Raw genomic sequence first — 26,703 nt, 5'->3', positions numbered from 1 at the left:
ACTAACATGGGGCGACTTTTTTCTGTTATCAGGATTACTCCTAATCATTCTAACATCTTATGGGATCAGCCTTAATTTCGGTAATTATTTACTAGGTGGAATCCTTATTTCTTGGGGTGTTCTGCTGTGGAAAGGAGGTGAAAGATCATAATCTTAGATAAGATTTTTAAAAACAGCGCAACAAATTGGAATGGGTTAGGAGCGTTCTCTTCTTTAAGTATTTCAAGTAGTGGTGAAGTCATTACACCAGAAAATTCACTTAACATAGGTGCTATCTTTGCTGCTGTTGATATTAAGGCTCGACACACAGCGAAGTTGCCGTTACAAGTGTTCCGAAAAACCGAGAATGGGAGACAGAGAGCTATAGACCATCCTGTTGTTAAGCTTTTAGAAAAACGACCAAACTCACTCCAAACACCATATGTATTTAAGCACACAATAACAGTCCACAGAAATTTGTGGGGGAATGCTTATGTGAGAATTGTGACTGGAAAAAATGGATATCCGAAAGAGCTGAAGATTCTTGAACCTAATAGAATTAGAGTCATTGAAGATGTTAATGAGGATATATGGTATTTATATCAAGGTAAGAATGGGGATATTAAGAAATTTCACTCAGAAGAAATATTGCACATTCCTTATTTATCTATTGATGGAATAGTTGGCAAGTCTCCAGTAACCATCGCAAGAGAAACTGCTGGGACTATGAAGGCGGCACAGAAATATGTGGGGTCTTTCTATAAAAATGGAACTACTACCAAAGGGATTTTGAAAAGCGAAGAAATACTCTCAGGAGAGGCTAAAGAGAAAGTTAGACAGGCGTGGGAGGAAGCTAACTCTGGTCTAGATAATTTTAACAAAGTTGCCGTTTTAGATGGGAAGTTTGATTATCAACCGTTGTCGATGAACCTAGTTGATGCTGAGTATATTGCAACTCAAAAATTTAATATCGCTGAAATTGCCAGGATATTTAACGTTCCATTACATATGCTTTCTGAACTTGATAAGAGCACGTTTAATAACATTGAACACCAGTCTATGGAGTTTGTTTCTAACACGATACAGCCTGAATTAGTGGCCATTGAAGAGGAATTGAATTATAAGTTATTCACTGACAGCGACTCTGACCATTATGTGAAGTTTAATATTAGAAGTTCGCTAAGAAGCGATGATGAATCACGTTCAAATTATTATAAAACCATGACTGACATTGGGGCTTTGAGCATCAATGATGTACTAAACCTAGAAGATATGAATGGAATAGGTGAATCAGGCAACTCCCATAGAGTTAGTTTAAATTCAGTTTCTATCGATATTGCAGATGACTACCAATTAGGTAAATCAAATGCTTTAAAAGGAGGTGATTCAAATAGCGAATAAATTCTTACAGATTAAAAACCAATCTGAACAATCAGCGGATGTGTATTTCTATGGAGATATAGTTAGTTCTGAATGGGGTAAATGGGAAGATTCTGACACATGTCCTGAAGATGTCAGAGACTTTTTAACACAAGTAGAAGGCGTAAAGAATCTAAATATTTACGTCAATAGCGGAGGTGGCTCTGTATTTGCAGGACTTGCAATTTACAACATGTTGAAAAGAAACAATGCTTTTAAAACAGTTCATGTGGATGGTTTAGCTGGATCAATCGCATCTGTTATTGCTATGGCAGGGGATAAAATAGTGATCCCTTCAAACGCCTTTCTAATGATCCACAAGCCGTGGAGTGGCGTTGTAGGCAATTCTGATGACATGAGAAAAACTGCTGATGACCTTGATCAAATTGAGCAAGGAATTCTTAACGTGTATGCAGAGAATTTAAAAGAGGGGGTAGATATCAACACTATTAAGCAAATGGTCAATGATGAAACTTGGTTGAATGGCTTTGAAGCTTCAAGATACTTCAATGTCGAAGTATCCCAAGAAAATGAAATGGTCGCTTGTACCTCTGATTATTTCAAAAACTACAGTAAAATACCTCAACAATTTACAAAACCCCAAAATCAACCCAAAGAAACAAAGAATGAACAATCCCAACAAAATAAAATCAATCAAATGTTAATTGAGCTATCAATTATTTAAGCTCAAATATAGGAGGAAAAATATTGAATAAAGAACTAAGAGAACTATTGAAGCAAATCAACAACAAAAAGGCTGAGGCTAAGAGCTTGCTAGAGCAGAAAAACTTAGATAAAGCTAAAGAAGTAAGTGATGAAATTGAAAATCTGCGTAAAGAATTTGAGATTCAATCTGCATTACTTGCTGATGACAAAGAAGATTTGGCATTTGAAGATAAATTTAATGATAAAACTACCAAAGCTGATGAGATGGAAGCGTTCAATAAAGTAATCAGAGGTGAAACGCTTACTGCTGCTGAGAATGCAATGCTAACAGGTGATGGGAATAGTGAAAACTACTTAGTGCCAAAAGATGTTCACACTCAAATTACTGAACTTAGACGTGAATATAAATCTGCAAAAGATCTAGTAGGTAATTATCCTACAACAACACTTGAAGGTTCTTTTGTGTATGAAAGCAATGGCAAAATTGTTGAATTAGAGAATTTTACTGATGGTGAAACAATTCCTGATAGCGATAAACCTCAATTCAAAACTGTCTCCTATAGTGTTAAAGATTACGGAGCTCTTCTCCCTGTTTCAAGAAAACTTTTAAAGAATGAAACTGGTGGCTTAGTTACTTATTTAGGAAAGTGGTTTAATAAAAAGGCTATCCAGACTGAAAACACTAAAATCTTTGCTGAATTAAAGAAAGATAAGACTCCAAAAGTTCTCAAAGGCTATTCTGACCTTAAAACTTCTATCAATAAAGATCTTGATCCTACTTTACAAATCGGCATGAGAATCATTACAAACCAAGACGGCTTTGAGCATTTGGATAACGAAAAAGATGGTTTTGGGCGACCTATTCTAGAACCGAATCCAGTAAATAAAACTCAAAAGATGATTAATGGGACAGTGATTGAAGTTTTCTCAAACGCAACACTTCCAACAGAGAAAAAGAAAGCACCAATCTTTTATGGTGCAACAACGGAAGGAGTCACATTCGTAGAACGTGAACAAATGCAATTAGATATGTCAGATCATGCTCTATTCAATAAAAACCAAGTTGCGTTGCGTTTAATCGAATCTTTTGATGTTATTCCTGCTGATAAGGAAGCTTATGTGTATGGTCAAATTGACTTAACTGCTACACCTGAGCCTACACCAATGCCTACTGAACCTGAGCCTACTGAATAAATAGGGGTGATGGAATGTTAGAAGAGGTGAAGCAATATCTCTCTATAGAAGAGGATTGGAGTGGGGATGATAAACTCCTCACTCTTCTTTTAAATGCAGCTGTCAATCATTTCACTAAGCTTGGGATCACAGTAGACACTGATGATGATCTGCATAAGCTTGGTCTATTCCTGTTTGTGTCTCATCACTATGAAAATAGGCTACCAGTTACAGACTCAAGTGTGAAAAGTCTAGATTTCAGCTTAAAAAGTATTCTTACCCAACTGAGCATCGAAAGTTAGGAGGGATTTACTTATTTGAAAAATAAAAGCGCAGGAAAATACAACAAGAGTTTGATTCTTCAGAAGTGGGTTTCCTATCAAGATGACGAATTAAATACAATTGAAGAATACCAAGACATAACAGAGTTGAGAGGCTCTGTGAATGGTATGTTGAGAAATGCTGAAATGACTATTGCGGGGGCTTTAGGAGCTAAGTCTCCAAAGAGAATTGAAGTCAGGTATAGACCATTTATAACTAGAGACATGCGTTTTACATTAAGAAATGGAAAAGGACTAAATGGAGAGCAGTTATATAGGGTCTTTAATATTTTAGATATAAACAATGTTGAGGAAAAAAACAGAACATTGGAAATTCTATGTGAGGAGGTTGAGTTAAATAGCTAATCTCGATATCACAGGATTTGATCAAGTTATTTCTGAACTAATGCGTGTAGCTGATGATGTACAAAAAGTAGAAGACGTTGCATTAAAAACAGGTGGAGAAATAATTGCTGAAGAACAAAGAAAAACTGTCGGTGTGTCTGATAAGCAACAGCCTCATATTAAGGATAATATAGTTGTTTCTAGATCTAAAGAAAACAAAGCGCTTGAAAAGTTTGTAACGATAGGCGGCAATGGGAAGGTGAATTATCGTGTTCGTTTTTTAGAGTACGGAACTTCCAAGATGCGTCCTCATCCATTTATTGAAAAAAGTGCAGACAGCGCTGGTGATGCAGCTATGCAAGCTGTAGAAAGAATTTTAACAGGGGTGATTAAATGAGCTTAGATGCAGCTTCAGAAATCGCCTCCAAGTTAAAGTCGGACAAAGAATTAAATATTTTAGTTGAAGGTGGAATTCATAGAGGAATTGCGTCTGATTCGACCAAGTATCCGAGAATTATATTCCTTGAACTTAAAAACGCAGAAGATAACTTTTATGACAATGAATCACAAGGTTCAGAAGTACGTTATCAATTCAGTGTATTCTGTAATTCATCCACTGTTTCAAAAGAAAAGCTCATTGTTAAAGCATTAAATAAATGTATTAAAGAATTGGGGTATGTCAGATATGACTCTCAAGACTTGCCAGAAATTGAAGAGAAAATCTATCACAAAGCCTTGCGATATCGCAAGAGCTTTTTTAATTAGGAGGAAATTTATTGGGTAAAACAATTCACGGATTAGATATGTTTCATGTCGCAATCCTAACTGAGGACACATATGAAAGTCTGAAATACGAAAAACCAGAAAGGCTGCCAGGTGCAGTAAACGTATCAATTGATCCTAAATCTGAATCAGATTCATTTTATGCTGACAATGGCACTTATGATGTTACAAACAGTTTAGGTGATATTGATGTTGAAATTGAAGTAGCGGATTTACCGTTAAAGCTTCAAGAGAAAATTTATAATCAAAAGAGAGAAAATGGAGTTCAATTTTCAAGCAAAAATGATCAGACGGCTTACATTGCTTTGGGCTTTAGAGCGAAACAATCAAACTCAGAAAATTACAGATATACTTGGTTACTAAAAGGGCTTCCATCTCTTGTTGGATCTGAACATAAAACTGATGAAGCATCGGCAGAACGTTCTGTTCCTAAAATCTCTATTAAATTTATGCCTGTTGATTATGGCCAAAACAGATGGAAGGCTACCGCTGAGGATGGAGACAGTGAATTTACTAACGGGAAGAACTGGTTCAACGATGTTGTATTTGAGGGAAGTGTTTTCACATTAGCTTCGAAAACAACAACTGACAAATCTTAAGGAGTGCTTTATTGCGCTCCTTTTTTATATGAGGAGGAATAATATTTGAAACCATTAACAATTGAACTAAAGATCAATAACAAGAAAAAGAAGTTTACAACAAAACCATTTATTTCTGGCGAGCACTATAGACTAGCCGCCCAAACAGCAGAGGAACTAGAAACTACAGGATTTGAGGTGTACAACCTAGATCAGTACTGTTCTTTTGTTGCCGAAATCTTTGACAATCAATTTGATGTAGAGCAATTTGAAAAAGGCATTGATGCTAGAAATTTAAGAAATGTTGTATATGCAACTTGCGTTTATGTTGTGGGTGCAATAGATGAAGCATTGTCTCTTTTGAGTTCAAACAATGAAGTTAGTGAGGAAATGGGAAAGTAACATTAGTCGATTCAGTTTTAGATTTATATAACACACTAGCTGAACTCGGCTATTCTCAAAATGAAATAGATAGTATGGATTTACTCTACCATATAAAACGGCAAGCGAGATTAGTTGCAAATTCTAAAAGTGATGCACCTGGTAAAAAAGATGAAAAACTATATATCGATCAAATACCGTTATTTATTTAAGATTGGAGGTGGAAGATGAGTAATAGGCGTATTGGTGTTGAGTTATACGCAAACAGCACCAGATTTAGAAAAGATATGGCAGATGCCACAAACATAATGAAGCAATCTAAATCCGAGTTTGAAAAGAATAGAACAGCTGTTGGGACTTGGGGTAACTCAATTAAAGAATCCGAAGCGAAAATAAAGCATTTAAACAATGTTTTAGAAGCTAACAAGATGAGGGTAAAGGCTTTACAACAAGCACATGAGCAAGCTTCTAAGGCTAAAGGGAAAGATGCTCAGGAAACAAAAAAGATCGCTGAGACAACTAGGAACTTGTCTATAAGATTAAATAATGCACAAGCTGCTATGAACAGAACTCAAAACTCCATAACTCAAACAACCCAAAGGTTAAGACAGTTTGAAGATCAGGCTAGAAGAAGCGCTTCAAGAATTAATCAGCTTGGAGATAGAATGGAGAACGCTGGTAACAAGATGAGGAATATAGGTTCATCTGTTGCTATTACAACAGGTATCGCTTTTGCTGGAGTTGCCGCACCACTTAAAAATGCAATTGATACAGCCATGACATTTGAAAAGCAAATGAGTGGTGTTAAAGCGATCTCAGGAGCAACAGCAAAGGAATTTGCTCAGTTAAGACAGCAGTCGATGGAACTTGGGGCAACAACTGTATTTACAGCAACGCAAGCAGCTGAAGCCCAACAATTCTTAGCTATGGCTGGTTTCAAAACAAAAGATATTATGGCCGCCATGCCAGGTATGCTTGATTTAGCTGCTGCAGGACAACTTGAGCTTGGCGCTGCAGCTGACATTTCTTCAAACATGATGCAAGCATTTTCTTTAGAGGCCAGCAAGGCAGGACATGCGTCAGATGTAATTGCGTATGCTGCCGCCAACGCTAACACCAATGTTGAACAAATGGGTGAGGCAATGAAGTTCTTAGCTCCAAACGCCAACTCATTAGGTTGGGGAATGGAAGAATCAGCAGCTGCGGTGATGGCATTTGGTGATGCTGGGTTACAAGGATCAATTGCTGGTCAAGCCTTTGGAACATCTCTTATTCGTCTTGCAACTCCAGCGAAAAAAGCTCAAAAAGAAATCGATAAATTGGGTTTCTCATTCTTTGATGCGGCGGGCAACATGAAATCAATGCCTGAAGTAGTGAAAGAATTTGAAATCGGTATGAAAGGTATGACGAAGGAACAAAAGGCAGCTGCATTAAAAACAATTGTTGGTGCAGAGTCTTACAAGCATTGGGCTATCCTGTTAGAACGAGGATCAAAAGCGTTAGCTAAAAATACCGCTGAACTAAAAAAATCCGATGGCGCTGCTAAGAAAATGGCCACAACGATGTTAGATAACGCCAAAGGAAGCATCGTTGAATTTGATTCCGCATTAGAAGGTGCAAAAATCAACATTGCTAACGGTATACTTCCTAGCATCGGAAAGCTTGCGGATAAAGGAACTAAGCTTATTTCAATGTTCAATAATTTAGATAGCGGTACACAAGCAATTGTAGGCAAAACTGCTTTGTTAACAGCTGGGGTTCTAGGTGTGACAGCTGCTACAGCAACTTTAGTAGCTGGAATTGGAGCGTTGATGGCATTTGCGGGGCCTATAGGTTTAGCTATTATTGGTACAACTGCGCTCTTGGGAGTTCTAGGTGTTGGAATTTATGCTTCTGTAGAAGCTCATAAAAACCTTGAGAAACAGCAAGAGAAAGCTAGAGAATCCATGCTTCTGTATGGTGAAGGTGTATCTGAAGGAACTAAAAAAGCAGCAAAAGCTTATGTCGATCTAAGAGAAAAAGCAGAATTACAACTTTTTGAATTAACTCGAACTTCTGGTGCTGAAGCTAAGAAAATGTCTTCACAACTCGTAGAGACTTACTCACAAATGAGGAACGAGTTAGTCAAAGAACTTGAGCAACTTAAAACAGATGCTTTAGTTGTTTTAAAGGGTTTGTATGAAGATACTGATGGAAACGTAAAGAAACAAGGCGAAAAAATCACTGATAAGATGATTGGTGAAATTGATAAAGACGTTTTAGAAGCAAAGAACAAATATAAAGCCCTCAAAAAACTCCAAGAGGAAACAAATCTCGATACCTCTAAAATGAACGCCTCTCAGTTAAAGCAATACAATAATATCCTCAGCTATTTCGAACAGTCTACAAGCAAATTTGCAGCCAATCAAAAAGAAGCCATTGCTATGCAAAAAGCTGTTACAGCCCAACAAGGGAAATTGTCCTTCAAACAAGCGCAAGAATACAACAACAACATAAAGAAAATCTATGAAGAGGGACAGAAAGCAGCTAAACAAGATTTTAATTACCGCAACGAAGTAATTAATAAGCTTCATGCACAAGGGTATATTGAATCGAAAGATAGAACGAGCTTACTGAAGAAGAGTACAGCTGATTATAAATCGGCATTAGCAGAGAACACCTCTGTTTACGAAGAAAATTCAAGAGCATTATTCTCAAAAATGTCTGATCAAGGTAAGCTACTTGATTTAGAAACGGGGAAAGCTTTTGAGAAGCAAAGAGAATTCGCTTCAAACTCAATGGGTTTAGCAACAGAGATTGAGGAAAATGAAACCCGATATCAAGAGAGATGGGCGAATAAACAAATAGAGTTTTTACAAAGCCTCGGCCAATCTAAAGATAAGGCTCTTAAAGCTACTCAACAGGCGTTAGAAGACTTCTATCAAGGGTCAGGAATGACAGCTGCTGACGCTAAGGAACAAGCCGCAGAATTGATTTATTCTGTAGAGCAGGAATTAAACAAACCTACCAATGCAAAGGAAGCTGGGAAAAAACAAGGGCAAGAGTTTGTTGATGGTTTAGGATCCATTGAACCGTTTAGCGCACAAAAAGGAACAATTCTTCAACAAGCAGTAAACAATCAGCTTAATAGTAACAACGGTATTCCTAGACAAGCTGGTATTAACAAAGGTAATTCATTTAATGCTGGTTTAGGATCAACAAGGCCAGGTACAGCTTCAACAAGCTCTATTTTACAACAGACAGTTTTAAACGAACTTGGTAAAAACAACGGGCAAGCAAGGAACGCTGGTGTAGGAAAAGGATCAGCGCATAATGCTGGTTTAAGTTCTACAAAAGGCACTAACCAATCTACAGCAAGTTCTTTGAGTTCTAGTGTTACAAATCTACTATCTAAAACAACTGATGGTGGCGGTGGAACGAAAGCAGGAGTTCAATTTGCTACAGGTTTAAAAGGTCAATCAGGCAATGCTAGTACATCTGGTAGGACTGTTGCAAACAGTGGTAAGAAAGGTTTATCTAGCGTAAAAACAAAAAACACTGGAGCTGATTTTTCTAAGGGTTTTGCAAATGGCATCAGAAGCATGGGGGGAGATGGTGGAACGATATGGAAAGCTGCTTGGGCAATTGGTAAAGTAGCAATTCGATCCCTTAAAAGCTCAATAGACTCGAAATCTCCTGCCAAGAAAACAATTGCGGAAGGTGTTAACTTTGGTGATGGTTTAGTCATTGGAATGTCTAAGACAGCGGGTAAAGTTAAAGCTAGTGCTGCTTCAATGGGGAAAACCGCACACGGTTCATTAAAAGATGAATTGCAAGGAATGTCCATGAATATTCAAGGTGCAAAACAACAAATGTTAAATTTTAAATCTGAGTTAGTTGTAAAAAACGAAGTGGATACTCCTCAATTAAATAGAAAGATAAATGAGCTTATCACAGCTTTAAGCAGTGCTGGTGCTTTAGGTGTTGATACAGTTGGACAAGGACAACAGATAATTATTCAACCTGCGCCTATTACACTAGAGGGCAAAACAATTGGTCAATTAGCTTTAAAACATATAGACACTTCAAAATTAGAGAAACAGAGTGGTGCTAGGTTAGAAGATAAGGCATTTAAAGGTGGTGTAAGAGTAGGGGTATGAAAGACATATTAAATATTGATTTTAACGATGGTGAAGGAAGTCTCGGATTAAGTGAGAGGCTTCCTTATTTTAAAGCATTAAAATTCACTCCTGAATCAGCATCAATTGAACGAGAGACCACTTCATTTTCTAGAACGAATGGTGTCGTTCAAACGCAGCATCCAAGAGACATTACTTACAAAGAGCGAAAAATAACTGTTCAAATTAAGGTTGATTCAGGTATCGATGAAAACTTTTACCAACATAGACACGAAATTTATAGATTGCTAACTAGACCTAAGCCATACTACATATCTTCCTCTCTATTGCCCAATCGAAGATTTCTTGTAACCTGTGATGATTCTTATGAAATACCTAAAGTTGATAGACGTACTGCAACGAGCTTTAATGTTGTATTTACAGCGATTAATGGTTTAGCAGAATCAATTCATACTTCATCTACAATTCTGAATTTGAATGGTGAGAACTGGAACATAGGAATGAACATGGAAACGATTGATGATAAAAAATACTCATTTACCAACCAAAACTTTTTTAGAGTCTTTAACATGGGTGATGCTTACATCAATACTGTTAATCATGACTATAAGGTTTCATTCAAAGGGGCAGGGAAGAATATCTCGTTGATCAATCATACCACTGGAGAAATTGTCACTATAAGTGATGAATTGAAAAAAAATCAAGAGGTTAAGAATGTGCGACAGTATCTAGTTGTAGGCAATCAAAGGCTTAAAACATCTGGAAGGATGCCTGGATTGGATATTGGTTGGAATGAGTTTGAAGTAAGGAATTGTAAAAGTTTCAATATTAATTTCAACACAAGATTTTATTATAAATAGGGGGCTAAAATGGCAGCGAAAGATTTTATAAAGGATCTGTCTTCAGGCGCTCAAAAGGTATATAAAAAGTATAATGTATTGTCCAGTCTAGTTATTGCTCAAGGTTGCTTAGAGAGTGGGTTTGGTGAAAGTGGACTAGCTAAGTCTGCAAAGAATTTATTTGGTGTTAAGGGAACTTATAATGGCAAATATGTTTTGATGTGGACTTATGAACAAGATAAGCGTGGTAATGTAACCCGAATTCAAGCAAAGTTTAGAAAATACCCATCATATACTCAAAGCTTAGAAGATTTAGGAAGTTTATACACTCGTTTATCAAGGTACAAAGCAGTTGTTGGTGAGAAAAACTATAAGAAGGCTTGTCAGGCTGTCAAAGATGCTGGATATGCGACAGATATCAACTACCCTTCTAAATTGATCAATATTATTGAGACGTATAATCTGACTCAATACGATGATATAGCTAACGTGCCAGATGATCCCGATGTTCCTGATAATCCTGATACTGATCTACCCTTCCCGAGTAAAGAGGATTTGGGATCGGAATCTGAAAAAAATGAGAACCTACCTAAAGACACTTATTTTAATCAAATTTTTGTTGCTTCTAAAGACGGAAAAGACTTAATTGAGATCATTGGGACATCCATTGATATGACTGATAATGCAGAAGGGAAGAAAGATATTACCTTCAATCTCATAAGGACTACCGATAACCAAGCTGAATTTAATTTACTTGTTCCTGATAATGTTATATATCTCGATGAGAAAGTACACAAGCATCAAAAATATTTCATAACCGATGTTGACCTGAAACAAGATGAAAATGGCACTGTAACAAAATCTATTAAAGCAAGTCACGTTTTTGTATTACTTATTAACAAAAGAAATGACGATGTAAAGCCAATTACTAAAAAAATGAAAATAAAAGAAGCTTTAGATATTGCTTTAAAGGATACAAAGTTTACATACGTTTTGAAAGATAGTGAAAGCAAGTTTCCTGAAATTGAACAAGAGAATTTTGGTGATAAGAACTCTTCTGAATTACTGTCTCAAATTATAGAAGACTATGAAGCAGAGTTAGATGTTGATAACTACAAAATAATTGTTTATAAGAAAATGGGCAAAACAATTGACCATACATTGGATTCCAGAGTAAATATGAAAGGCATCAACGTTTCTTTCTCAACAAAAAATAGTACAACTAGAGCTTGGGGATATGGCGCTATGAAAGAGAATAAAACAGCATCAACTGATGATAAAGACAAAGAGAAGCCAAAGGAACCTGAGTATTTATTTGAACCTATCTTATATATTCACCCTGATGAAGATAAATATTTGTTAGACGGTGAGTATCGTTGGGGAGAGCCCTTGAAAGATGAAACAATTAAGAAGCCATCAACTATGCTTTCTAAATTGAAGAAACATGTAAATCCATTCCCAGAAATCACAGTTGAAATTGATTATGTGAATGTTTTCGATGAAGAACTATTAGATATTCAAGAAGAGTTTTGGAAAGGTGACACGCTACATATCATAGCTGATACTGGCTACGGTATAACCTATGAATCTGATGTTAGGCTCATAGAAATTCAATATAACCCCTTAAACCCCTATTCAAGCCCCAAACTAATATTCTCCAACACAAGAAGAAGCATTGTTGATTATCAATTAAATGCAACCAAAAAAATCCTTGAGACAAAAAAATATTTTGATGATGTTCGGTTAGCTGACTTTACATCTCAATAAAGGAGTGAAGGAATGACGGTAAGACTAAAAAAAGAATACCCAACGATTTTAAACTCTGTTTATCAAGCAGCGTTAAAGGGTGATATGGCCACTATTGAGAGAGCCTTAAATGATTTAGAGAGGATTATTAGTGATCACAAAAGCAGCTCCAAAGCTCACAGCTCAAAAAATATAAATCACGAAGGATTTGAATTAGCTGCTTTAGTGAATAGATTAAGAGCTAAAATGTCAAATTTAGCAACTGAACAAGACGGCAACAATATTAAAGAGTTGATTGTATCCAGAGTAGCCTTAGATGCAAAGATACTGGCCACGTTAGATGAAAGATTGGACTATGATTTTCAATTAACTCACAACAAAATTGATGACGCAAGAATGACTGTACCATTTAAAGAGATATTGAGAAAGCACAATGGAAATTTCACTAAGGCTATGAAAGAAGCATTGCAGCTGGGATTGCTTTATCCAATTTGGATTGCTATTCCACCAGGCAATTATACGATTTCTGAAAAGCTGACTATCTATAAAGATACACGCATTACATTTTCAGATGGGGTTTACCTAGCTAGAGAAGATGGATTTGTAGGATCAATGTTTGTAAATGGACAGAGTGGAGATATGTTTACTGGATACAATGGACATGGGAATATTAAAATTGATGGTTACGGTGAATTAGATAGTGCTGGAGACAGAGTGAAAGAACAATGCTCAGTCTTTGGTTTCGGTCATGCTAGAGGTATTAAAGTGTCTGGGATTACAGTAAGCAATGTATGTGGAGGTCATGCTTTTGATTTAGCAGGAGTAGAAGAAAGTGATTTCGATGATATTAAATTCGAAGGGTATGTGGACTATAAAGGAGACAGATGGTTTTCAGCTGCAATCCAGGTTGATTTAATGAGATCATCCGAAAACTTTGGATCATTTGGAGCATACGACAACACAGTTACACGAAAAATCAATGTAGAGAATTGTAAGTTTAGAAAATCTAAAAAACTTGGTGGTTATGCAAGGGCAATTGACTCTCACACAAGCACTGACGGTTATCTATATTCTCACATTAACTTTAAAAATAACACCGTTGAGGATACCACAGAATGGGCTGTGTCGGGGAACAAATGGCAAGACATAGCAATAGAAGGGAATACATTTAACAACTGCTATGGAGGCGTAAGAACACTTCTACCAGCTATCAATTCTAAATACACCCAAGACGCTAATGGCAATCCTACTAACCGTATTAACAAAGTAAAAAGACAAAAAATTAATAACAATACTTTCACAAACATCACAGAAAAACACGCAATTCAAGTGTATGGAAGAAAAAGCTATCAAACAATTGATGATGTTCAAATCATCGGAAATACAATTGATGGAGTTAAATTAAAGCACGGTATTCAAGTGTCAGACGTTAATGATTTCATTATTAAAGATAACACTGTAAAGAATACAGGACATCATGGAATTCTTGTTACAAGAAGTAGCTATGGTACTGTGGAAAATAACACAGTTAAAGATGTTAAGGGTAACGGTATACGCTTAGAAGAAGGATCATGTGATTATGTAACATCAAAAGATAATACCATCGTGAATACTGGTTATTCTGGTATTTCTGTTTCTGGAAATTCTAAAGGTTTTGTATCTAACAACGATACAGTTATTAATGCTGGTACTCGTTCTGTTTCTGGATCGGATAATGAATATGATGGACTTATCCTGATGACTGGGGTAAGTGATTCGAAGATTACAGAAATTCGAGTCTCAGGTAAGAAAATGAGACATGGTATTAATTTTACTAATACAACATCCAACATTACACACTATGGAAATAACGTTAAAGGATCAGGTTACTCAGATAGCTATAAAGATTCAAGCAGCAATCCGATTACCACACCTGCTAACATTTCTTAAAGGAGGGAACACATGCCTGTTTACAAAAAAGCACCAATCGAATTCACTGTAAACCCTTATAATCAAGGAGTGACTGGTACTAAAATAAGGTTTTCTACAATGGATAAAGGCACTGCTAAACTAGACTTTCAGATTTTCAAAGATGGAGAGACATTGCCTTTGTCTGCTTTAAAAGGGAAACTAACAATGGTCTTCGCTAACGGCTCAAAAAGAATGAGGGAAGTTACAATCCTTGATAAAGTGGATGGTAAGGCGGAATACATTCTTGATGATTATGAGATTAAGCAGTATGGGACAGTGAAAGCTGTCCTTGTTTTATTTTACAGTAATGGTCAAACAATGTCAGTTCATGAATTTACATTCAATATCGAACAAAGTTTAGTAGATCAAGACATTGTACCCCTAGCAGAATACTATATTGATGATTTTGAGACACTTAAATATGCAATAGAGAAAATGTCGTCTGAAGCAAAACAAACTTTAGAGGAGTTAAAAGCAAAGTTTGAAGAATTAGATAAGATCGAGACTAAAGAAGGCGCACAAGCTAAGGTAGATGAACACGCTAAGGATACAAATCTACATGTCACTGAAGCAAAACAAAAGTCATGGGATGCAAAAGAAACAACAACTGGTTCACAGGCTAAAGTAGATGCAGCACTAATAGCAGCCAAGAAATACACAGATGAAAAAGCTGAAACACCTGGAGGAGCGCAATCGAAAGCAGATGCAGCTTTGCAAAAGTCAAAAGACTTTGTTTCAGGATTTCAGAAAATGAAAATTACTGAAGATACTGGACTTCCATTGATTTCTCTAAAAGATACTTCTGGGAGTATTTTAGAATCAATAATAAATAACGGATTAGGCCAAGGGACGTTTTACGCAATAGCTAGTTCGCGAGACTTGCCTAATACTAGATCGTTTAGAGGTATGTACCATATGACTGATACTGCTAACAGTAAAGCAACTTATGGGTGGGTGTATGCTACAGATTTTTTAAATAATGTATTTACTAACTATTTAAACAACGGCGTGTGGTCAGGGTGGAAACGGATTCTAACTGATGATGAGTTAGGTAGTGCGTGGAATTTAGTAACGCTATTCAATGGAACAACTAAACACTTTTCTGCAAACCCGTTAAAGTATTCTATTCGACAGAATGTTTTATATATAAGAGGATCATTCGAAGGTACACCAGCAAATGACACTAATATTGCTCGATTTGCTCAAAAACCTTCTGCAATTACCACCTTTACTGGTGCGACAATAGGTTCATATGGTTTAGCGAGAATGACTTTTGCAGAGGACGGATCACTCAGATTCGACGGAATAAATGCAAATGATAACACGAAAGTGACACGAATTGAAATAAACGAAACCATACCGCTTTGGTAAAGGAGAAAAACATGCAAATTTTTTACTATGATGATCAATTTATGTATCTGTACGAAGATGTGATTGATGATGCGATTGAAATCCCTGATAACGCTACTGACGTACAACCGGTCGGATTCTATCTACCTAAATATGATCCTAAGAAAAAGTCTTGGAGTGAATCAGCATCCAAAGAATACATTGATAGTTTACAGCCAAAACCACAACCTTCAGCATTAGAAATTATGGAAGAGCAAATTGCTGAACTTTATTACTTACTGGCAATGGGAAGTGGTGGTGATCCATCATGATTGATTGGTACAGCAGAATCAAAAGTTTTTATGAAAGAGGTACATGGACTAAGGAAATGGTGTACAACACTGTAGCCGCAGGAAGAATTACTCCTGAACAATATGAAGATATCACAGGTGAGCCATACGAGGTATAGGCTTATTTTTTATGCCTATGAGAAAGAGGTGATTATAAATGGAAATGGATTTGGCGCAATATCTAATGACACAAGGGCCATTTGCGGTGTTGTTTTGTTGGGTGTTGTTTTATGTACTAAACACAACCAAAGAGCGAGAAAACAAACTTAATGAACAGATAGATGCTCAAAACAATGTACTAGCAAAATTTAGTGAGAAGTATGACGTAGTAATAGAAAAATTGGATCGTATTGAAAGAAACCAAAAATAAGAAAGAGGTATTATTACATGAAAAACTTTGATAAAGGAACAGTAATTCGAACAGTGCTTCTGTTAATTGCACTTATCAATCAATCGTTGATTATGTTTGGTATGCCTGTTTTGCCAATTGAGGAAGATCAAGTCACTTCATTGGCTGAAACTTTATACCTTGCTGGTTCAATGGTCTTTACATTGGTAACAACACTTACAGCATGGTTTAAAAACAACTATGTAACTTCTAAAGGGCATTTGCAAAAAGAAACACTCAAACAAAAAGGACTAACAAAATAGAGGAGTAGATAATATGGCAATTACAATTAAAAAGAACTTAGTAGCATCATCTAAACACAGATTAAAAGCACCTTACTCAATGAATGCAAAATACATTACAGTACATAACACTTATAATGATGCTCCTGCAGCTAATGAGGTTAATTATATGGTCGGTAACAACCAGCCTGTATCATTCCACTATGCTGTAGATGGTGACGGTGTTGTACAAGGTGTTCCAGTTGATCGTTCAGCTAGACACACAGGAGATGGAGAAGCAGTAAACTCAGGAAATAGAACATCAATCGGTGTAGAAATCTGCTATTCAAAATCAGGTGGAGACAAATATAAAAAGGCTGAAGCAATGGCCATTAAATTTATCGCACAACTTTTAAAAGAACGTGGTTGGGGCGTTGATAGAATCCGTAAGCATCAAGATTGGTCTGGAAAGTATTGTCCACACCGCATTCTTGCAGAAGGTCGATGGGATTCATTTAAAGCATCAATTGAAAAAGAGTTGAAATCAATCACAGGTAAGACTTCTTCAGCATCAAAACCACCTAAAACTACCTCAACAAAAACATCTTCTAAACCATCCTCTAAAGCTAAGTACACGCTTCCTAAAGGCATCTTTAAGGTAAGTACACCTATGATGAAAGGAACGGCTGTAAAGCAAATTCAAGAAGCGTTAGCTGCATTATATTTCTACCCAGAAAAAGGTGCTAAAAACAATGGTATTGATGGGTACTATGGAGCAAAAACAGCTGATGCGGTAAGACGATTCCAGTCTATGCATGGCTTAGTACCTGACGGAATTTATGGTGATAAAACTAGAGCAAAACTTGCATCATTATTGAAGTAAATTTAACAAAACTGTTTACAACGGTAAATAGATATGCTATAATTAAAGTATAGAAAGGAGGTGCTAACGTGGACGAGGTGAGAAATTGGATTCTTTCTATCGCAGGAATTGCAACCATTGTCAAACATATATACGATATATGGACAAAGGAAAGCGAAAAGCATAGAAAGAATAAGAAAAAGCGCTCCCGCCGAGCAAGCAAGAAGCGCTAAGTACTATAGAGAAAAGGGGAGAAATCCCCTTGCTCTCTATAATAGTATACTGCAAATTAGTGTATCAGTATACCACAAGTACACACGTCCACAATAATATGAGAAAATACTTTAAACACTATAGCACAGCTGATTTTGCGGTTATGTTGATCTTGATTGCTGGTATTGTTGTAATTGACACAACAAGCCAGGGTATTTCAGGAAAAATTGCAAATACTGTATTACTAGCAGCCGTTGTAATCACCTTGTTAAAAGGATTAATAATGATGTGGAGAGAGAAAAGATGAACGAACATGAAAAAGTTAAGTTTATTCAAGAAGAAGTCTTAACATCTTCAGAAGCTTGTGAGGCACTTGATGTTACTCGGCAACGTCTGAGTGCCCTCATTAATTCTGGAAAGCTCAAACCTGTTAAAAAGGTTGGTACAGTCGCTTTGTTCTTACTGCAACATGTACAGGATCTTAAAAAAGAATTAGAAGAAGGGCGAAAGAAATACCGTCCTTATGATTAAACTTAATAAGTATTCGTTTTTTCTTCCAAGATTCGTTATACTACTACGGCTCCTATTAATTTAGGAGCTTTTTTTACGTTATAAAAAAACCACCTACACATAAATGTAAGTGGTCATTTAAACAATTTCCCCAATAGTCTTCCTGTTGCCTTTCCTGCGGCTCTTCTAGCTATTCTCTTGCCTACTGTACCCTTTTGAACAGCATTCACATCACCAAGTATCTTAGCTGATTTATAAAGCGCAGAACGGATTTTATTGATCTTCATGTACATTACCCCTTTGTTTGATGTACTGTTAATACTTTTGCTTTAAGACTCTTCCTTTACAAATTCAACAACTTCTTGAATGGGACAATCTAGGTATTCACAGATTTTCAATATAACAGCTAAAGAGACAACTTCACCTCTAGTCATTTTTGCAAGTGTGGAGCCTGAAATCCCTAAATCTTTTTTTAAATCTTCTCTGTTTTTATCTCGTTTAATTAGAGTGATTTCCATTGGTTTAAAACTGATTCTCATTATAACTCTCCTCAGTCGTATTCTACACTTATTATATCACAAGTCGAACCTTAAAAGCGAAAAATCGAATAAAAAGAATAAAAAGTGTTGACGAGTAAAATTATATAGCGTATATTAAGTATAACAAGTCGAACTTCAAATAAGGAGAGTTATATGAAATGTGTCAATGTTGTGCAAACTGAATTCAACACACAAGAAATAAACAATCTTTACTCAGCAATCATCGTTAAAGAAGGTTATGCAGTAGGGGAGTGTGATGGCCAGATTGTTTTAGCTGAAATCACTCAACGAACTGATGGTAACTACGATGAGGGAACGATCTGGTATATAGGAAGAAACGTTCCATACGCAGACTTAGAAACGCTTGCTGAGGTCGTTACACATTTATTGAAACAGATAACACTGTGGGAAGTCTTAACCGATTTGAAGATATTAGAACCGAAGAATCAAGAAACGGAATTTGATTGCATTATCCTTGATCCAACTAAACCAATTACAAAGGGGAAATGAACATGTTAAACAATGTTAATCCAAACTGGAAGCTATCTGTAGGTCAAAGAGTACAAACGTTATACGGACTAGGAACAATTGAAGAAGTACATAGCAATGATCAATATGGAGTCGCTGATGATGAGTACAACATGCTTGATATTTATGGTCGTGAAGAGTTAGCTGTAGTGGGTTTAAATTAATGGGGAAGCTATTTAGAAAATCATGAGCACATTAGGGCTATTCCTACTGCTCATGATCGTCATTTCTAGCTGATTAGAAAAGTGTTGGCGCACTATCTAATCTGATGGGTTGGTACAAATCCCATGATACCAGCCCATTCTAACTTATTTTTAATCTATATTCAATAGGGTCTGGTTCATAGTGAACCAAACCTCATTTAAACATAGGTCGTACCCAAAACGTATACGACCTTCATGAGGTCGTCTATTTTGTGAGGTAAGTAAAGTTTACCTCATCTAACTGAATAGAATCAGTCTATACTCCTGGATCAAGGTGTTGTCTTTAGTGATGCCTATTTTAAGGGTAAGACTGTCGTGGAATGCGCTAACACACGTTAAACTTGAAAGGGTAGTGACTCAGCCGATGCGATAAATGAGGATAGGATACCACTGTGCTTCCCTATTTGCACATGTATCTGAAAGGCGAAAGCTGCCATTAAGTGCTGTACGAAGGATGGGTGTATCGTTTCTGACGATGCAGGACAAGCCACAAGTAGGAGAACCCAAATCTGGGGGCTGATGAAACTGTTAGGGACACTTGACACAGTAGGCTTGTTTGGGGAATAACCAACGGCAAATAGGGTGACACATACGGATACCATAAGCTTGATACACTATCAAGATGATCAGTCGCCTGTCTGAGTTTGTTTATTTTTTTACAAGCAAATTCAGGCAGACAACTTGTCCAGCCGTTGTCCATTGCTTTCAACCTATCAAGCCAAAAAGCAAACGACAAGTCAAGACTAATTGTGAAAATAAATGCGACGACGTCGTCGTATATCAAACAGGAGGAAAACAAAATGGATTACTTAGGTTTACTGTTACTATTTGTGGCATTAGCATACCTCACTACATCTTATACAGCATATAGAGAAATTCGAGAGAAGAACGTAAAAGTGAGGTTTACTATTAACAATGTTTTTTACTTTTTAATGATCCCAATTAGAGTTAGCAGCATCAACTTGAAAATGGCATATCGCTTTTATAGAGGAGGACGAAGAAAAGAAGCAAGGTTGCTTTTCACTTTGGCTACCTACAAAATATCATCAGGGATAGCAATCTACTTAGAGATCATGGCTCACTCATCTATAGTAGGAGAAAATGAAATGATTTAACGAACCCATATTTGGGGCGGTTGATTAGAGCACCTGTCAGTATGATAGGAACACTATGCCGGTCACCACTATCATTTTAAATGATGATATTAAGCAAGTAGCTGGACAGGCCATATTTGAGATTGGCAGACGGTTGAAACACGTGAAAGAGAATGACTTGGTTCATGGTGAGTGGATGAAGTGGTTAGAATCAGTAGAAATTGATACATTCCAGGCAAGCAGGTTTATAAAAGTGTTTGATAATCTGAGTGAGTCAAATTTGCGCCCGGGCGCAAATTTAGGTTTAAAAGCACTATATGAAATCGCAAGTTTCCCAGAAGGAAGCAGAAATGTTCCTCACCAAATCCCATCCACAGGCGTAACAAAAACTGTAGATGAGATGACTGTACGTGAGCTGCGTGAAGTGAAGAAGGCTTTAAAAGAAGCTGAACAAGATAAAAAGCGACTGGAACGGGAGTTAGATGAAGCTAGGAACATAGATCATGATGAATTGATTGAGGATTTGAGTCACAGTGGTGTCACAAGAAATGTTTTTACTAATAAGAATCACTCAGTATAAGGTAGGAAACAAAATCGAATGAACCTTTATGTACCAAGGGTTAGGACGATTATTTAGAATGTGTTAGAATTAGTCAGAAAACGTGTCTCGTCCTTGACAGGGTAGAGGTCGCTGGTTCGAGCCCAGTCGGAATCATCNGGTTAGGACGATTATTTAGAATGTGTTAGAATTAGTCAGAAAACGTGTCTCGTCCTTGACAGGGTAGAGGTCGCTGGTTCGAGCCCAGTCGGAATCATCGTTTAAACCCTTGCCTAGCAAGGGTTTTTTGTTTTTATCTTTCCACATAAAACAAAGATTTCGACTTGTGGGGCCATTCTTTCAAAAAAAGTTATGAAATTGATCAAATGGTCTATTAATATTTAAATTAATTTCCGGTTTCGCTACGAGCTGTTTTAAACACATCGAATTTATCAGCTGTATCTTTATCAACTTTTTCTGTTACATGACTATATGTGTCAGAAAGAACTTTAAGGCTTTCATGACCAGTTCTTTTTTGGATGGCTTTCATTTGAGCACCAGCTTCAATAAGAAGAGTAACCATTGTATGCCTTAGATCATGAAGCCTTATTTCTTTTATCTCAGCTTTTTTTCTAAACTTATCCCATCGAGCGGTTGGAGTTGTATAGTAAAATGGTTTTCCGATGCCGTTGTGGAATAAAAATTCAAATGTACCGCCTTCCCATTCTTCACCAACTTTCATTTTTTCTTTCCTCCACCACAAATAATATTTCTGTAAATCTTCCATATACCATTCAGGCATTGAAACGAAACGACTTTTTTTGTTTTTAGTGGCTTTTATATACGCTTCTCCATTTTTAGTCTTGGACAAACTGCGGCTTATATTCAATCCTCCTTTATCCCAATCAACGTCTTTCCATTCTAAAGCCAGACCCTCACCTCTTCTTGTACCGGCAATTAACGTTGTTAAAAAATACATTCTCCACCAAATAGGCTCTAATTCATATAGTTTAGAAATGCACAAAGCAGCTTCTTCTGAATCAAAAAATCCCATCTCTTTTTTTCGATTTTTGGTGGTTTTAGTCCTTTCATAGGGTTCTCAGGAAGGATCGACCACTCATGAACAGCAGTATTGAAAATTCTATCAAGAATAGAATAGATATCTTTTTGCGTAGCAGAACCTAAACCGCCTTTTTTTCCATCTTTTCTAGCACCGTCAAGGGTAAGAGAATGCATTAAATCATCAATTTTTTTGCTATTAATTTTACCAAGTTCCTTATCACCTAGAGCAGGAAGGATATGATTTTTCATGTGTTGCTTTACTACATCTAGCTTAGTAATTTCATAAATTTTGGTTGCCTTTTTCTCAAGCCACTCATCAACGAATTTTGAAAAAACCATTTTCTCAGGTGTAATATAGGCACCCGCTTGAACCTCAATTTCAAATTTTAGTAACTCTTGTTCTAGAAATTTTTCAAGTTTCTTGGGTTTTTTCAACAATGATTCATCTGTTATTTTTATTGGCTTTCTCACTTTATTGCGTTTACCGTTTACATACTCACCCTCAGTGGTCAAACGGAAAGTGTATTTACTTCTTTGTTCAATAGTTCCCATTCTTAACACCTCAATGATATTTGATTTTGTTGTAGTATAGGCCTAGCCTACGTTTAGCAAATTCGCAAGTCACTTTGAAAATATCTGCGACAAGTAGTGCTGCTTTGTTTTGATCAGCGGGTAGGTTTAAATTTTTCAGCATGAATGTCGGAATGCAGAAATGGTATGAAAAATAGTTCGCCTTGTATTCTTGGTATTGTTTCCATTGATGTGGCATCACTGCATTGTTCCCACCTTCAATCAAAATGTACCAAAGTTCATGCGCTAGTTCGCATCTTTGTTGAAATGGATCTGATCTACTATCAATGCTTATAACATAGACACCGCATATCTCAGTCATACAGGTTCGTTTTTCATGTTGCACGATGAAAATGTTCATTTTTCGGCATAATTCAATTATTTCTAAGTCTGATGGCGATGTAATCTGTTTACCTCTTAAAACCTCCCGATCCAGTCTTCTAAATGGCTTTGAGTATAAGTGTTTAACATGTGAAGCATCCCCTCCAAATTTACTGCATTAACACTGGATAAAAGTATGGTTTAGAATAAATTAATTGAGGCTAACGACTTATTTTCAAGTGAAAAAGAACATTCATTCTGTTTTTTGTTCTGAAAAATAGCCCAGTTTGAAGGATCTTAGAAAAAATTTCGATAAGTTATCAGAGAAGATGGACCTTTTAAAAAACATAGACGTGCTTTTTATTGATGATCTATTCAAATCAAGAACAAATGAAAATGACGAGCTGAAGACATGGCCGTTTCTGCAAATGCAAGAAATCATTAATTATCGTTATCAACATCAAAAACCGATCATGCTTTCATCTGAATTTTGAGGACTTCATACAAATGGATGAAGCATTCGGCACACGATTTTTCTCAATGTGTAAGAACTTTGCTGTAACGATTGAGAAAAATATAAAGCTAAATCATCGGTTAGAAGGAGCGTTTTAAATGTGTGAACCATGTAACGGATCGAAAGTCGTCATAAACGAAAATACTTTCATGGCGGGCTTCTTCCCTTGTCCTGATTGTAACACCACAGAAAGTAAGCAAAGCCTAAAGCCAGTCATCGAAATGTTAGACAGAATGTTAGTCGAAGCAAGGGCGTTGGAAGGAAAGACAGCATGAAGACGATGGCAGCGCTAATCACTATCACTTTCACAGCTAGATTCAGAGAAAGGAAGCTCCTGCAATGGCTGCGGGATGACGGGAGGTTGACATGATAATAGCATTTACAGTTTATGGCGAGCCAGTAGCGCAAGGGAGACCAAGAGCGTCTACAAGGAATACTGGAAAAAGAAAAATCGTTATGCATGATCCGCAGAAATCAAAAGATTTTAAGCATTACGTGGCTTTAGTTGCTTCACAACATAAACCAAATCAACTCATAACGGGACCTGTCTCAAAGGATATCAGAGTATTCAGACCAATGACAAAGAAAATTTCAGATTCTAAGAAGCAAAAAGCATGTGCTGAAAAAGGAATTCTAAGGCCCACAACAAAGCCGGATGTTGATAACTATTCAAAAGGCATTAAAGACGCATTAAACAATCTAATTTACAAGGATGATAGTCAAGTAGTGGAATTGAAAGTCTGTAAGTTCTACAGCGAAAATCCACGAGTCGAAATTATTATTACTGAATTGGCGAACTGAAAAGGAAGGCGGGTAGAAAATATGAGCGGAAAGTCTAACAATCCGTATACAGCGGGGCCGGATGTCACTTGGAAGATGACCAAAGAAGAGCTAGAGGCGTATCTAGCAAAACATCCTATCGTTTACCGAGAAGAACTAAAACCGTCACCAACGTTCCAGATGGATAAAGGGGCATAAAAAAACACCGAAGCCGCTGCTCCAGTGCTAATTAAATCTCACACTTTAATTATAACACATGGAAGCGGGGCGGAGCGGATGAAACCAAAAGAAATAAAGGATTTTGAAACAACCATTCATTAGAATTTAGAACCTGGGAAGGTCCGCATCATCGTGATTGACGGCAACGAAGGTACAGCCCATATCACAGACGCACCTGAACACGGAAAAACAATCATTCAAACTGCTAAAGGTTATTTTGCGAGAGTTGACCATGAGATAGGGTTCAAGGTGAGATGATATTAGAATATTAGTTTCGAAGTTTAAGTTAAAAGATTTAGTGATTGTTTTTAGGAAAAGTAATGTAGACACTGAAGTATATTCAGTGTCTTTTTGAATTTTATTTTAAGTGCATCTATTTATAAAGGGAAAAATATTACACTTCTTTTGAGAATGCTACTTGTTGGTATGACTTGCAAGCCTCTTTAAAAAGAAATATTTTTTTATTTAACACTACACATAGTTCCTTTGAAAAGTCATTTAAAGTGTTTAAATAACTATCTATCTGTTTATGAGTCATGTTGGGACTCTTATCTTGATGTACTATATTATTTCTTTGATTTGTCATGTTATTGATAATTACATCCATATTAATTTCTTCTTTATCATCTAAGAGAGAGTCTTCTTCATTATAATAAATAGTAACTTTATCAAAAATATCTAGTTCAATATTCTTGAAAAGTTTTTGTACCTCTTTAGATCCATGTTTACCGTAGTTAAATTTATTAGGAATTTTAAGAGGAGATACACTATTCTCCTCATTGGACCATAATATAGATAATTCTTTAAATACTTCGATTTTTTCTGGATCCTTATTCGGATGTTCGATATAATCCATAAGTTTTTTAAGTAATACCGCTGAGTGCGTTATTTTAAGTTTATTTGAGAGTACAAGGTTTGTTATATTCATATCGTTTATGGTATCAATATATTCAGTAACTATATCTTCAAGAAACACTTCAAATTTAGCGGTAAGAAGCAATAATGCGCTCTTTATTAATGTTGCGTAGCTATTTTCATATTTTTCCAGTTTTTCAGCTAGTTTTGTAAGTATTTCAACTTCTTTAAGTGCTTCAGTAAAGTTTTGAAAGCTTTGCATATTCATTAGTTTACCCCACTGTTGACATAGTACTTTCCATTTTAGAAATCCAAGAACTTAATCTATATTCTAAAGCTTTTGTATCTGATGTCCCTTGAGTTACGGATTTGTTGAAATCTTGATCAGTTAGTATCTCTTTGTAATTTAATAATATTTCTGCTTTCTTTGCTTGAATTCTTTCAAATGTATAATTTTGAAAACTAATCATTATCACATCCATAATGGCTTTGTTGATTTTTGTTTCATATCCATCTTCGTTCAATTTTCTAAATGCTTTGTCTCCAAAAACTTCATACACAGAATCAATCACACTATTAAACTTATTTTCAAGTTGGTGTAATTTCACTTCAGAGATATCCTGATTTTTCTCAAAATAACTGTTTAAGTATGTCTTTGTAGCACCTTTGTAGCCTTCCATATTATTATTTAATTCATTATATCCTTCAGAAAAAGCTAAATATCTTAATATCATTTCTTGATCAGTCATTCTTTTATGAGGCTTCTTCAACCCTAAGATTTGCATAAACTTAGGGGTATGTGTTAATTTTTTCAAAAGCTGATTTAAACGCCCTCTATACAAGCAATTTCTTAGTTCTTGTTCGTTTAACTTTACTGCTCCAGAATTTAGTCTCATAAAAATATCGTATTTAATTTCTGGATGAGAGTCATTAAATATTAATATTGTTCTCAGATTACCATTTTTCAAAACTCGACTAGCTTTAGAAGGAAGTTCATCATATTTTAGATTATTAAGTTCACTTAAAACTTTTAAGCCCTTTAATTTAAATTGATTGTTAATAAATCGGTTCAAAGCTGTAAGTCTTTGTAAACCGTCTACGATGTTCCATACGCTATCTTTTTCTTCAGAAGCATAAATAACAGGAATGGGGATGTTAAGTAGTATAGATTCAACAAGCAAAGAACATTTATTTGTATCCCAGATGAAGTTTCTTTGGTATTCAGGAGTTAATAGGATTTCTTTATCTTTAACCATCCTTACTAAATCACTAACACTTTTATCATAAGCTTGTACTCTTAATTTCTTATT

At 36.1% G+C, this 26,703-nt stretch carries 34 protein-coding genes and 1 pseudogene; 28 read left to right on the top strand and 7 right to left on the bottom strand.

What is annotated here, in order from left to right:
* Nucleotides 1-144 precede the first annotated feature (144 nt).
* The 21 genes from ASG46_RS14540 (at nucleotide 145) to ASG46_RS14440 (ending at nucleotide 18,191) form a co-directional block, all read left to right on the top strand.
* Complete coding sequence (locus ASG46_RS14540) at nucleotides 145-1,380, top strand: phage portal protein (protein WP_082515500.1); 1,236 nt, start codon at nucleotides 145-147, stop codon at nucleotides 1,378-1,380.
* On the top strand, nucleotides 1,364-2,083 hold the full coding sequence (locus ASG46_RS14535) for a head maturation protease, ClpP-related (RefSeq protein WP_442854137.1): 720 nt from the start codon (nucleotides 1,364-1,366) through the stop codon (nucleotides 2,081-2,083). Before ASG46_RS14540 ends, ASG46_RS14535 begins: the two co-directional genes overlap by 17 nt.
* 23 nt (nucleotides 2,084-2,106) lie before the next feature.
* The gene (locus ASG46_RS14530; protein WP_056704992.1) at nucleotides 2,107-3,258 is read left to right on the top strand and encodes a phage major capsid protein; all 1,152 of its coding nucleotides are present in this window, start codon (nucleotides 2,107-2,109) and stop codon (nucleotides 3,256-3,258) included.
* A 14-nt stretch (nucleotides 3,259-3,272) separates the two neighbouring features.
* Nucleotides 3,273-3,539 (top strand): head-tail connector protein, encoded by a 267-nt coding sequence (locus tag ASG46_RS14525; RefSeq protein ID WP_056704990.1) that lies wholly within the window; start codon nucleotides 3,273-3,275, stop codon nucleotides 3,537-3,539.
* Nucleotides 3,540-3,554: 15 nt separating this feature from the next.
* Entirely contained in the window at nucleotides 3,555-3,923 is a 369-nt protein-coding gene (locus ASG46_RS14520) for a phage head closure protein (protein ID WP_056704988.1), read from the top strand.
* Complete coding sequence (locus ASG46_RS14515) at nucleotides 3,916-4,299, top strand: HK97-gp10 family putative phage morphogenesis protein (protein ID WP_082515498.1); 384 nt, start codon at nucleotides 3,916-3,918, stop codon at nucleotides 4,297-4,299. Before ASG46_RS14520 ends, ASG46_RS14515 begins: the two co-directional genes overlap by 8 nt.
* Complete coding sequence (gene gp17, locus ASG46_RS14510) at nucleotides 4,296-4,667, top strand: tail completion protein gp17 (RefSeq protein ID WP_056704984.1); 372 nt, start codon at nucleotides 4,296-4,298, stop codon at nucleotides 4,665-4,667. The genes ASG46_RS14515 and gp17 overlap by 4 nt, the downstream gene beginning before the upstream one ends.
* An 11-nt stretch (nucleotides 4,668-4,678) precedes the next feature.
* Nucleotides 4,679-5,284 (top strand): major tail protein, encoded by a 606-nt coding sequence (locus tag ASG46_RS14505; protein WP_056704982.1) that lies wholly within the window; start codon nucleotides 4,679-4,681, stop codon nucleotides 5,282-5,284.
* Nucleotides 5,285-5,329: 45 nt separating this feature from the next.
* A complete protein-coding gene (gpG, locus tag ASG46_RS14500; RefSeq protein ID WP_056704980.1) occupies nucleotides 5,330-5,665 on the top strand; it encodes a phage tail assembly chaperone G in 336 nt (111 codons plus the stop codon).
* 206 nt (nucleotides 5,666-5,871) lie between these two features.
* Complete coding sequence (locus tag ASG46_RS14495) at nucleotides 5,872-9,783, top strand: phage tail tape measure protein (RefSeq protein ID WP_056704978.1); 3,912 nt, start codon at nucleotides 5,872-5,874, stop codon at nucleotides 9,781-9,783.
* Nucleotides 9,780-10,622: a phage tail domain-containing protein gene (locus ASG46_RS14490; RefSeq protein WP_056704976.1), complete on the top strand. Its 843-nt coding sequence runs from the start codon at nucleotides 9,780-9,782 to the stop codon at nucleotides 10,620-10,622. The genes ASG46_RS14495 and ASG46_RS14490 overlap by 4 nt, the downstream gene beginning before the upstream one ends.
* A gap of 9 nt (nucleotides 10,623-10,631) precedes the next feature.
* Nucleotides 10,632-12,368: a phage tail spike protein gene (locus ASG46_RS14485; protein ID WP_056704974.1), complete on the top strand. Its 1,737-nt coding sequence runs from the start codon at nucleotides 10,632-10,634 to the stop codon at nucleotides 12,366-12,368.
* Nucleotides 12,369-12,380: 12 nt separating this feature from the next.
* On the top strand, nucleotides 12,381-14,276 hold the full coding sequence (locus tag ASG46_RS14480; RefSeq protein ID WP_056704971.1) for a right-handed parallel beta-helix repeat-containing protein: 1,896 nt from the start codon (nucleotides 12,381-12,383) through the stop codon (nucleotides 14,274-14,276).
* Nucleotides 14,277-14,288: 12 nt separating this feature from the next.
* A complete protein-coding gene (locus ASG46_RS14475; RefSeq protein WP_056704969.1) occupies nucleotides 14,289-15,668 on the top strand; it encodes a BppU family phage baseplate upper protein in 1,380 nt (459 codons plus the stop codon).
* Nucleotides 15,669-15,679: 11 nt separating this feature from the next.
* Entirely contained in the window at nucleotides 15,680-15,958 is a 279-nt protein-coding gene (locus ASG46_RS14470; protein WP_056704967.1) for a hypothetical protein, read from the top strand.
* Nucleotides 15,955-16,095 carry an XkdX family protein gene (locus ASG46_RS14465; RefSeq protein WP_200939627.1) on the top strand — a complete coding sequence of 47 codons (141 nt, stop codon included), beginning with the start codon at nucleotides 15,955-15,957 and terminating at the stop codon, nucleotides 16,093-16,095. The genes ASG46_RS14470 and ASG46_RS14465 overlap by 4 nt, the downstream gene beginning before the upstream one ends.
* Nucleotides 16,096-16,133: 38 nt before the next feature.
* Nucleotides 16,134-16,346: a BhlA/UviB family holin-like peptide gene (locus ASG46_RS14460; protein WP_056704963.1), complete on the top strand. Its 213-nt coding sequence runs from the start codon at nucleotides 16,134-16,136 to the stop codon at nucleotides 16,344-16,346.
* Nucleotides 16,347-16,363: 17 nt separating this feature from the next.
* Nucleotides 16,364-16,627, top strand: coding sequence for a phage holin (locus ASG46_RS14455; RefSeq protein ID WP_056704961.1), 264 nt, complete (start codon nucleotides 16,364-16,366; stop codon nucleotides 16,625-16,627).
* A gap of 13 nt (nucleotides 16,628-16,640) precedes the next feature.
* Nucleotides 16,641-17,468, top strand: a complete 828-nt coding sequence (locus ASG46_RS14450) for a peptidoglycan recognition protein family protein (RefSeq protein ID WP_056704959.1) — start codon at nucleotides 16,641-16,643, stop codon at nucleotides 17,466-17,468.
* A gap of 68 nt (nucleotides 17,469-17,536) precedes the next feature.
* Nucleotides 17,537-17,680 carry a hypothetical protein gene (locus ASG46_RS21170; RefSeq protein ID WP_200939626.1) on the top strand — a complete coding sequence of 48 codons (144 nt, stop codon included), beginning with the start codon at nucleotides 17,537-17,539 and terminating at the stop codon, nucleotides 17,678-17,680.
* Between the two features lie 283 nt (nucleotides 17,681-17,963).
* On the top strand, nucleotides 17,964-18,191 hold the full coding sequence (locus ASG46_RS14440) for a helix-turn-helix domain-containing protein (RefSeq protein ID WP_056704954.1): 228 nt from the start codon (nucleotides 17,964-17,966) through the stop codon (nucleotides 18,189-18,191).
* A gap of 113 nt (nucleotides 18,192-18,304) precedes the next feature.
* Here the strand turns inward: ASG46_RS14440 and ASG46_RS21165 are convergent, their stop codons facing one another.
* Together ASG46_RS21165 and ASG46_RS14435 are read right to left on the bottom strand one after the other, a co-directional pair.
* The gene (locus ASG46_RS21165; RefSeq protein WP_189282567.1) at nucleotides 18,305-18,457 is read right to left on the bottom strand and encodes a hypothetical protein; all 153 of its coding nucleotides are present in this window, start codon (nucleotides 18,455-18,457) and stop codon (nucleotides 18,305-18,307) included.
* Nucleotides 18,458-18,499: 42 nt separating this feature from the next.
* Nucleotides 18,500-18,709 carry a helix-turn-helix domain-containing protein gene (locus ASG46_RS14435; protein ID WP_056704953.1) on the bottom strand — a complete coding sequence of 70 codons (210 nt, stop codon included), beginning with the start codon at nucleotides 18,707-18,709 and terminating at the stop codon, nucleotides 18,500-18,502.
* 153 nt (nucleotides 18,710-18,862) lie between these two features.
* On the opposite strand from ASG46_RS14435, the gene ASG46_RS14430 reads away from it, so the two are divergent.
* The 4 genes from ASG46_RS14430 (at nucleotide 18,863) to ASG46_RS14415 (ending at nucleotide 21,114) form a co-directional block, all read left to right on the top strand.
* Nucleotides 18,863-19,219: a hypothetical protein gene (locus tag ASG46_RS14430; protein WP_056704952.1), complete on the top strand. Its 357-nt coding sequence runs from the start codon at nucleotides 18,863-18,865 to the stop codon at nucleotides 19,217-19,219.
* 2 nt (nucleotides 19,220-19,221) lie between these two features.
* Entirely contained in the window at nucleotides 19,222-19,401 is a 180-nt protein-coding gene (locus ASG46_RS14425; RefSeq protein ID WP_056704950.1) for a hypothetical protein, read from the top strand.
* A gap of 839 nt (nucleotides 19,402-20,240) precedes the next feature.
* The gene (locus tag ASG46_RS14420) at nucleotides 20,241-20,555 is read left to right on the top strand and encodes a hypothetical protein (RefSeq protein WP_056704948.1); all 315 of its coding nucleotides are present in this window, start codon (nucleotides 20,241-20,243) and stop codon (nucleotides 20,553-20,555) included.
* Between the two features lie 55 nt (nucleotides 20,556-20,610).
* Nucleotides 20,611-21,114, top strand: a complete 504-nt coding sequence (locus ASG46_RS14415; protein WP_082515497.1) for a DUF3102 domain-containing protein — start codon at nucleotides 20,611-20,613, stop codon at nucleotides 21,112-21,114.
* Between the two features lie 364 nt (nucleotides 21,115-21,478).
* Here the strand turns inward: ASG46_RS14415 and ASG46_RS21375 are convergent, their stop codons facing one another.
* From ASG46_RS21375 to ASG46_RS14405, 3 genes are read right to left on the bottom strand one after another with little or no spacing between them, the layout of a single operon-like run.
* Entirely contained in the window at nucleotides 21,479-22,126 is a 648-nt protein-coding gene (locus ASG46_RS21375; protein ID WP_080964951.1) for a site-specific integrase, read from the bottom strand.
* Nucleotides 22,069-22,686: an N-terminal phage integrase SAM-like domain-containing protein gene (locus tag ASG46_RS21370; protein ID WP_235562243.1), complete on the bottom strand. Its 618-nt coding sequence runs from the start codon at nucleotides 22,684-22,686 to the stop codon at nucleotides 22,069-22,071. Before ASG46_RS21370 ends, ASG46_RS21375 begins: the two co-directional genes overlap by 58 nt.
* A gap of 10 nt (nucleotides 22,687-22,696) precedes the next feature.
* Complete coding sequence (locus ASG46_RS14405; protein WP_056704946.1) at nucleotides 22,697-23,026, bottom strand: ImmA/IrrE family metallo-endopeptidase; 330 nt, start codon at nucleotides 23,024-23,026, stop codon at nucleotides 22,697-22,699.
* 879 nt (nucleotides 23,027-23,905) lie between these two features.
* Here ASG46_RS14405 and ASG46_RS14400 point away from each other — a divergent pair.
* The 3 genes and pseudogenes from ASG46_RS14400 to ASG46_RS14395 all read left to right on the top strand — a co-directional run.
* Nucleotides 23,906-24,340, top strand: a complete 435-nt coding sequence (locus tag ASG46_RS14400) for a RusA family crossover junction endodeoxyribonuclease (protein WP_056704944.1) — start codon at nucleotides 23,906-23,908, stop codon at nucleotides 24,338-24,340.
* Between the two features lie 21 nt (nucleotides 24,341-24,361).
* The gene (locus ASG46_RS21160; RefSeq protein ID WP_200939625.1) at nucleotides 24,362-24,517 is read left to right on the top strand and encodes a hypothetical protein; all 156 of its coding nucleotides are present in this window, start codon (nucleotides 24,362-24,364) and stop codon (nucleotides 24,515-24,517) included.
* Nucleotides 24,518-24,643: 126 nt separating this feature from the next.
* A pseudogene (locus ASG46_RS14395) lies at nucleotides 24,644-24,796 on the top strand (XtrA/YqaO family protein); the annotation flags it as partial.
* A 136-nt stretch (nucleotides 24,797-24,932) separates the two neighbouring features.
* Here ASG46_RS14395 and ASG46_RS14390 read toward each other — a convergent pair.
* Complete coding sequence (locus tag ASG46_RS14390; protein WP_056704943.1) at nucleotides 24,933-25,661, bottom strand: MAE_28990/MAE_18760 family HEPN-like nuclease; 729 nt, start codon at nucleotides 25,659-25,661, stop codon at nucleotides 24,933-24,935.
* Between the two features lie 4 nt (nucleotides 25,662-25,665).
* On the bottom strand, nucleotides 25,666-26,649 hold the full coding sequence (locus tag ASG46_RS14385) for a DUF262 domain-containing protein (protein ID WP_056704941.1): 984 nt from the start codon (nucleotides 26,647-26,649) through the stop codon (nucleotides 25,666-25,668).
* Nucleotides 26,650-26,703 lie beyond the last annotated feature (54 nt).

Origin of the sequence: Bacillus sp. Leaf49, from assembly GCF_001426125.1 — a bacterium.
GTDB lineage: Bacteria > Bacillota > Bacilli > Bacillales > Bacillaceae > Bacillus > Bacillus altitudinis.
This window is presented reverse-complemented; position numbering and strand designations above follow the sequence as displayed.

Bases quoted from the DNA above. Each gene is read 5' to 3' on its own strand.
- ASG46_RS14455 (WP_056704961.1), top strand. From the start codon at position 16,364: ATGAAAAACTTTGATAAAGGAACAGTAATTCGAACAGTGCTTCTGTTA.
- ASG46_RS14420 (WP_056704948.1), top strand. From the start codon at position 20,241: ATGGATTACTTAGGTTTACTGTTACTATTTGTGGCATTAGCATACCTC.
- ASG46_RS14485 (WP_056704974.1), top strand. From the start codon at position 10,632: ATGGCAGCGAAAGATTTTATAAAGGATCTGTCTTCAGGCGCTCAAAAG.
- ASG46_RS14405 (WP_056704946.1), bottom strand. From the start codon at position 23,026: ATGACTGAGATATGCGGTGTCTATGTTATAAGCATTGATAGTAGATCA.
- ASG46_RS14400 (WP_056704944.1), top strand. From the start codon at position 23,906: ATGATAATAGCATTTACAGTTTATGGCGAGCCAGTAGCGCAAGGGAGA.
- ASG46_RS14470 (WP_056704967.1), top strand. From the start codon at position 15,680: ATGCAAATTTTTTACTATGATGATCAATTTATGTATCTGTACGAAGAT.
- ASG46_RS21370 (WP_235562243.1), bottom strand. From the start codon at position 22,686: ATGGGAACTATTGAACAAAGAAGTAAATACACTTTCCGTTTGACCACT.
- ASG46_RS14465 (WP_200939627.1), top strand. From the start codon at position 15,955: ATGATTGATTGGTACAGCAGAATCAAAAGTTTTTATGAAAGAGGTACA.
- ASG46_RS14435 (WP_056704953.1), bottom strand. From the start codon at position 18,709: ATGAGAATCAGTTTTAAACCAATGGAAATCACTCTAATTAAACGAGAT.
- ASG46_RS21160 (WP_200939625.1), top strand. From the start codon at position 24,362: ATGAGCGGAAAGTCTAACAATCCGTATACAGCGGGGCCGGATGTCACT.
- ASG46_RS14440 (WP_056704954.1), top strand. From the start codon at position 17,964: ATGAACGAACATGAAAAAGTTAAGTTTATTCAAGAAGAAGTCTTAACA.
- ASG46_RS14525 (WP_056704990.1), top strand. From the start codon at position 3,273: ATGTTAGAAGAGGTGAAGCAATATCTCTCTATAGAAGAGGATTGGAGT.
- ASG46_RS14475 (WP_056704969.1), top strand. From the start codon at position 14,289: ATGCCTGTTTACAAAAAAGCACCAATCGAATTCACTGTAAACCCTTAT.
- ASG46_RS14385 (WP_056704941.1), bottom strand. From the start codon at position 26,649: ATGGTTAAAGATAAAGAAATCCTATTAACTCCTGAATACCAAAGAAAC.
- ASG46_RS14490 (WP_056704976.1), top strand. From the start codon at position 9,780: ATGAAAGACATATTAAATATTGATTTTAACGATGGTGAAGGAAGTCTC.
- ASG46_RS14425 (WP_056704950.1), top strand. From the start codon at position 19,222: ATGTTAAACAATGTTAATCCAAACTGGAAGCTATCTGTAGGTCAAAGA.
- ASG46_RS14390 (WP_056704943.1), bottom strand. From the start codon at position 25,661: ATGAATATGCAAAGCTTTCAAAACTTTACTGAAGCACTTAAAGAAGTT.
- ASG46_RS14415 (WP_082515497.1), top strand. From the start codon at position 20,611: ATGCCGGTCACCACTATCATTTTAAATGATGATATTAAGCAAGTAGCT.
- ASG46_RS14460 (WP_056704963.1), top strand. From the start codon at position 16,134: ATGGAAATGGATTTGGCGCAATATCTAATGACACAAGGGCCATTTGCG.
- ASG46_RS14450 (WP_056704959.1), top strand. From the start codon at position 16,641: ATGGCAATTACAATTAAAAAGAACTTAGTAGCATCATCTAAACACAGA.
- ASG46_RS14495 (WP_056704978.1), top strand. From the start codon at position 5,872: ATGAGTAATAGGCGTATTGGTGTTGAGTTATACGCAAACAGCACCAGA.
- ASG46_RS14480 (WP_056704971.1), top strand. From the start codon at position 12,381: ATGACGGTAAGACTAAAAAAAGAATACCCAACGATTTTAAACTCTGTT.
- ASG46_RS21165 (WP_189282567.1), bottom strand. From the start codon at position 18,457: ATGAAGATCAATAAAATCCGTTCTGCGCTTTATAAATCAGCTAAGATA.
- gp17 (WP_056704984.1), top strand. From the start codon at position 4,296: ATGAGCTTAGATGCAGCTTCAGAAATCGCCTCCAAGTTAAAGTCGGAC.
- ASG46_RS21375 (WP_080964951.1), bottom strand. From the start codon at position 22,126: ATGGGATTTTTTGATTCAGAAGAAGCTGCTTTGTGCATTTCTAAACTA.
- ASG46_RS14430 (WP_056704952.1), top strand. From the start codon at position 18,863: ATGAAATGTGTCAATGTTGTGCAAACTGAATTCAACACACAAGAAATA.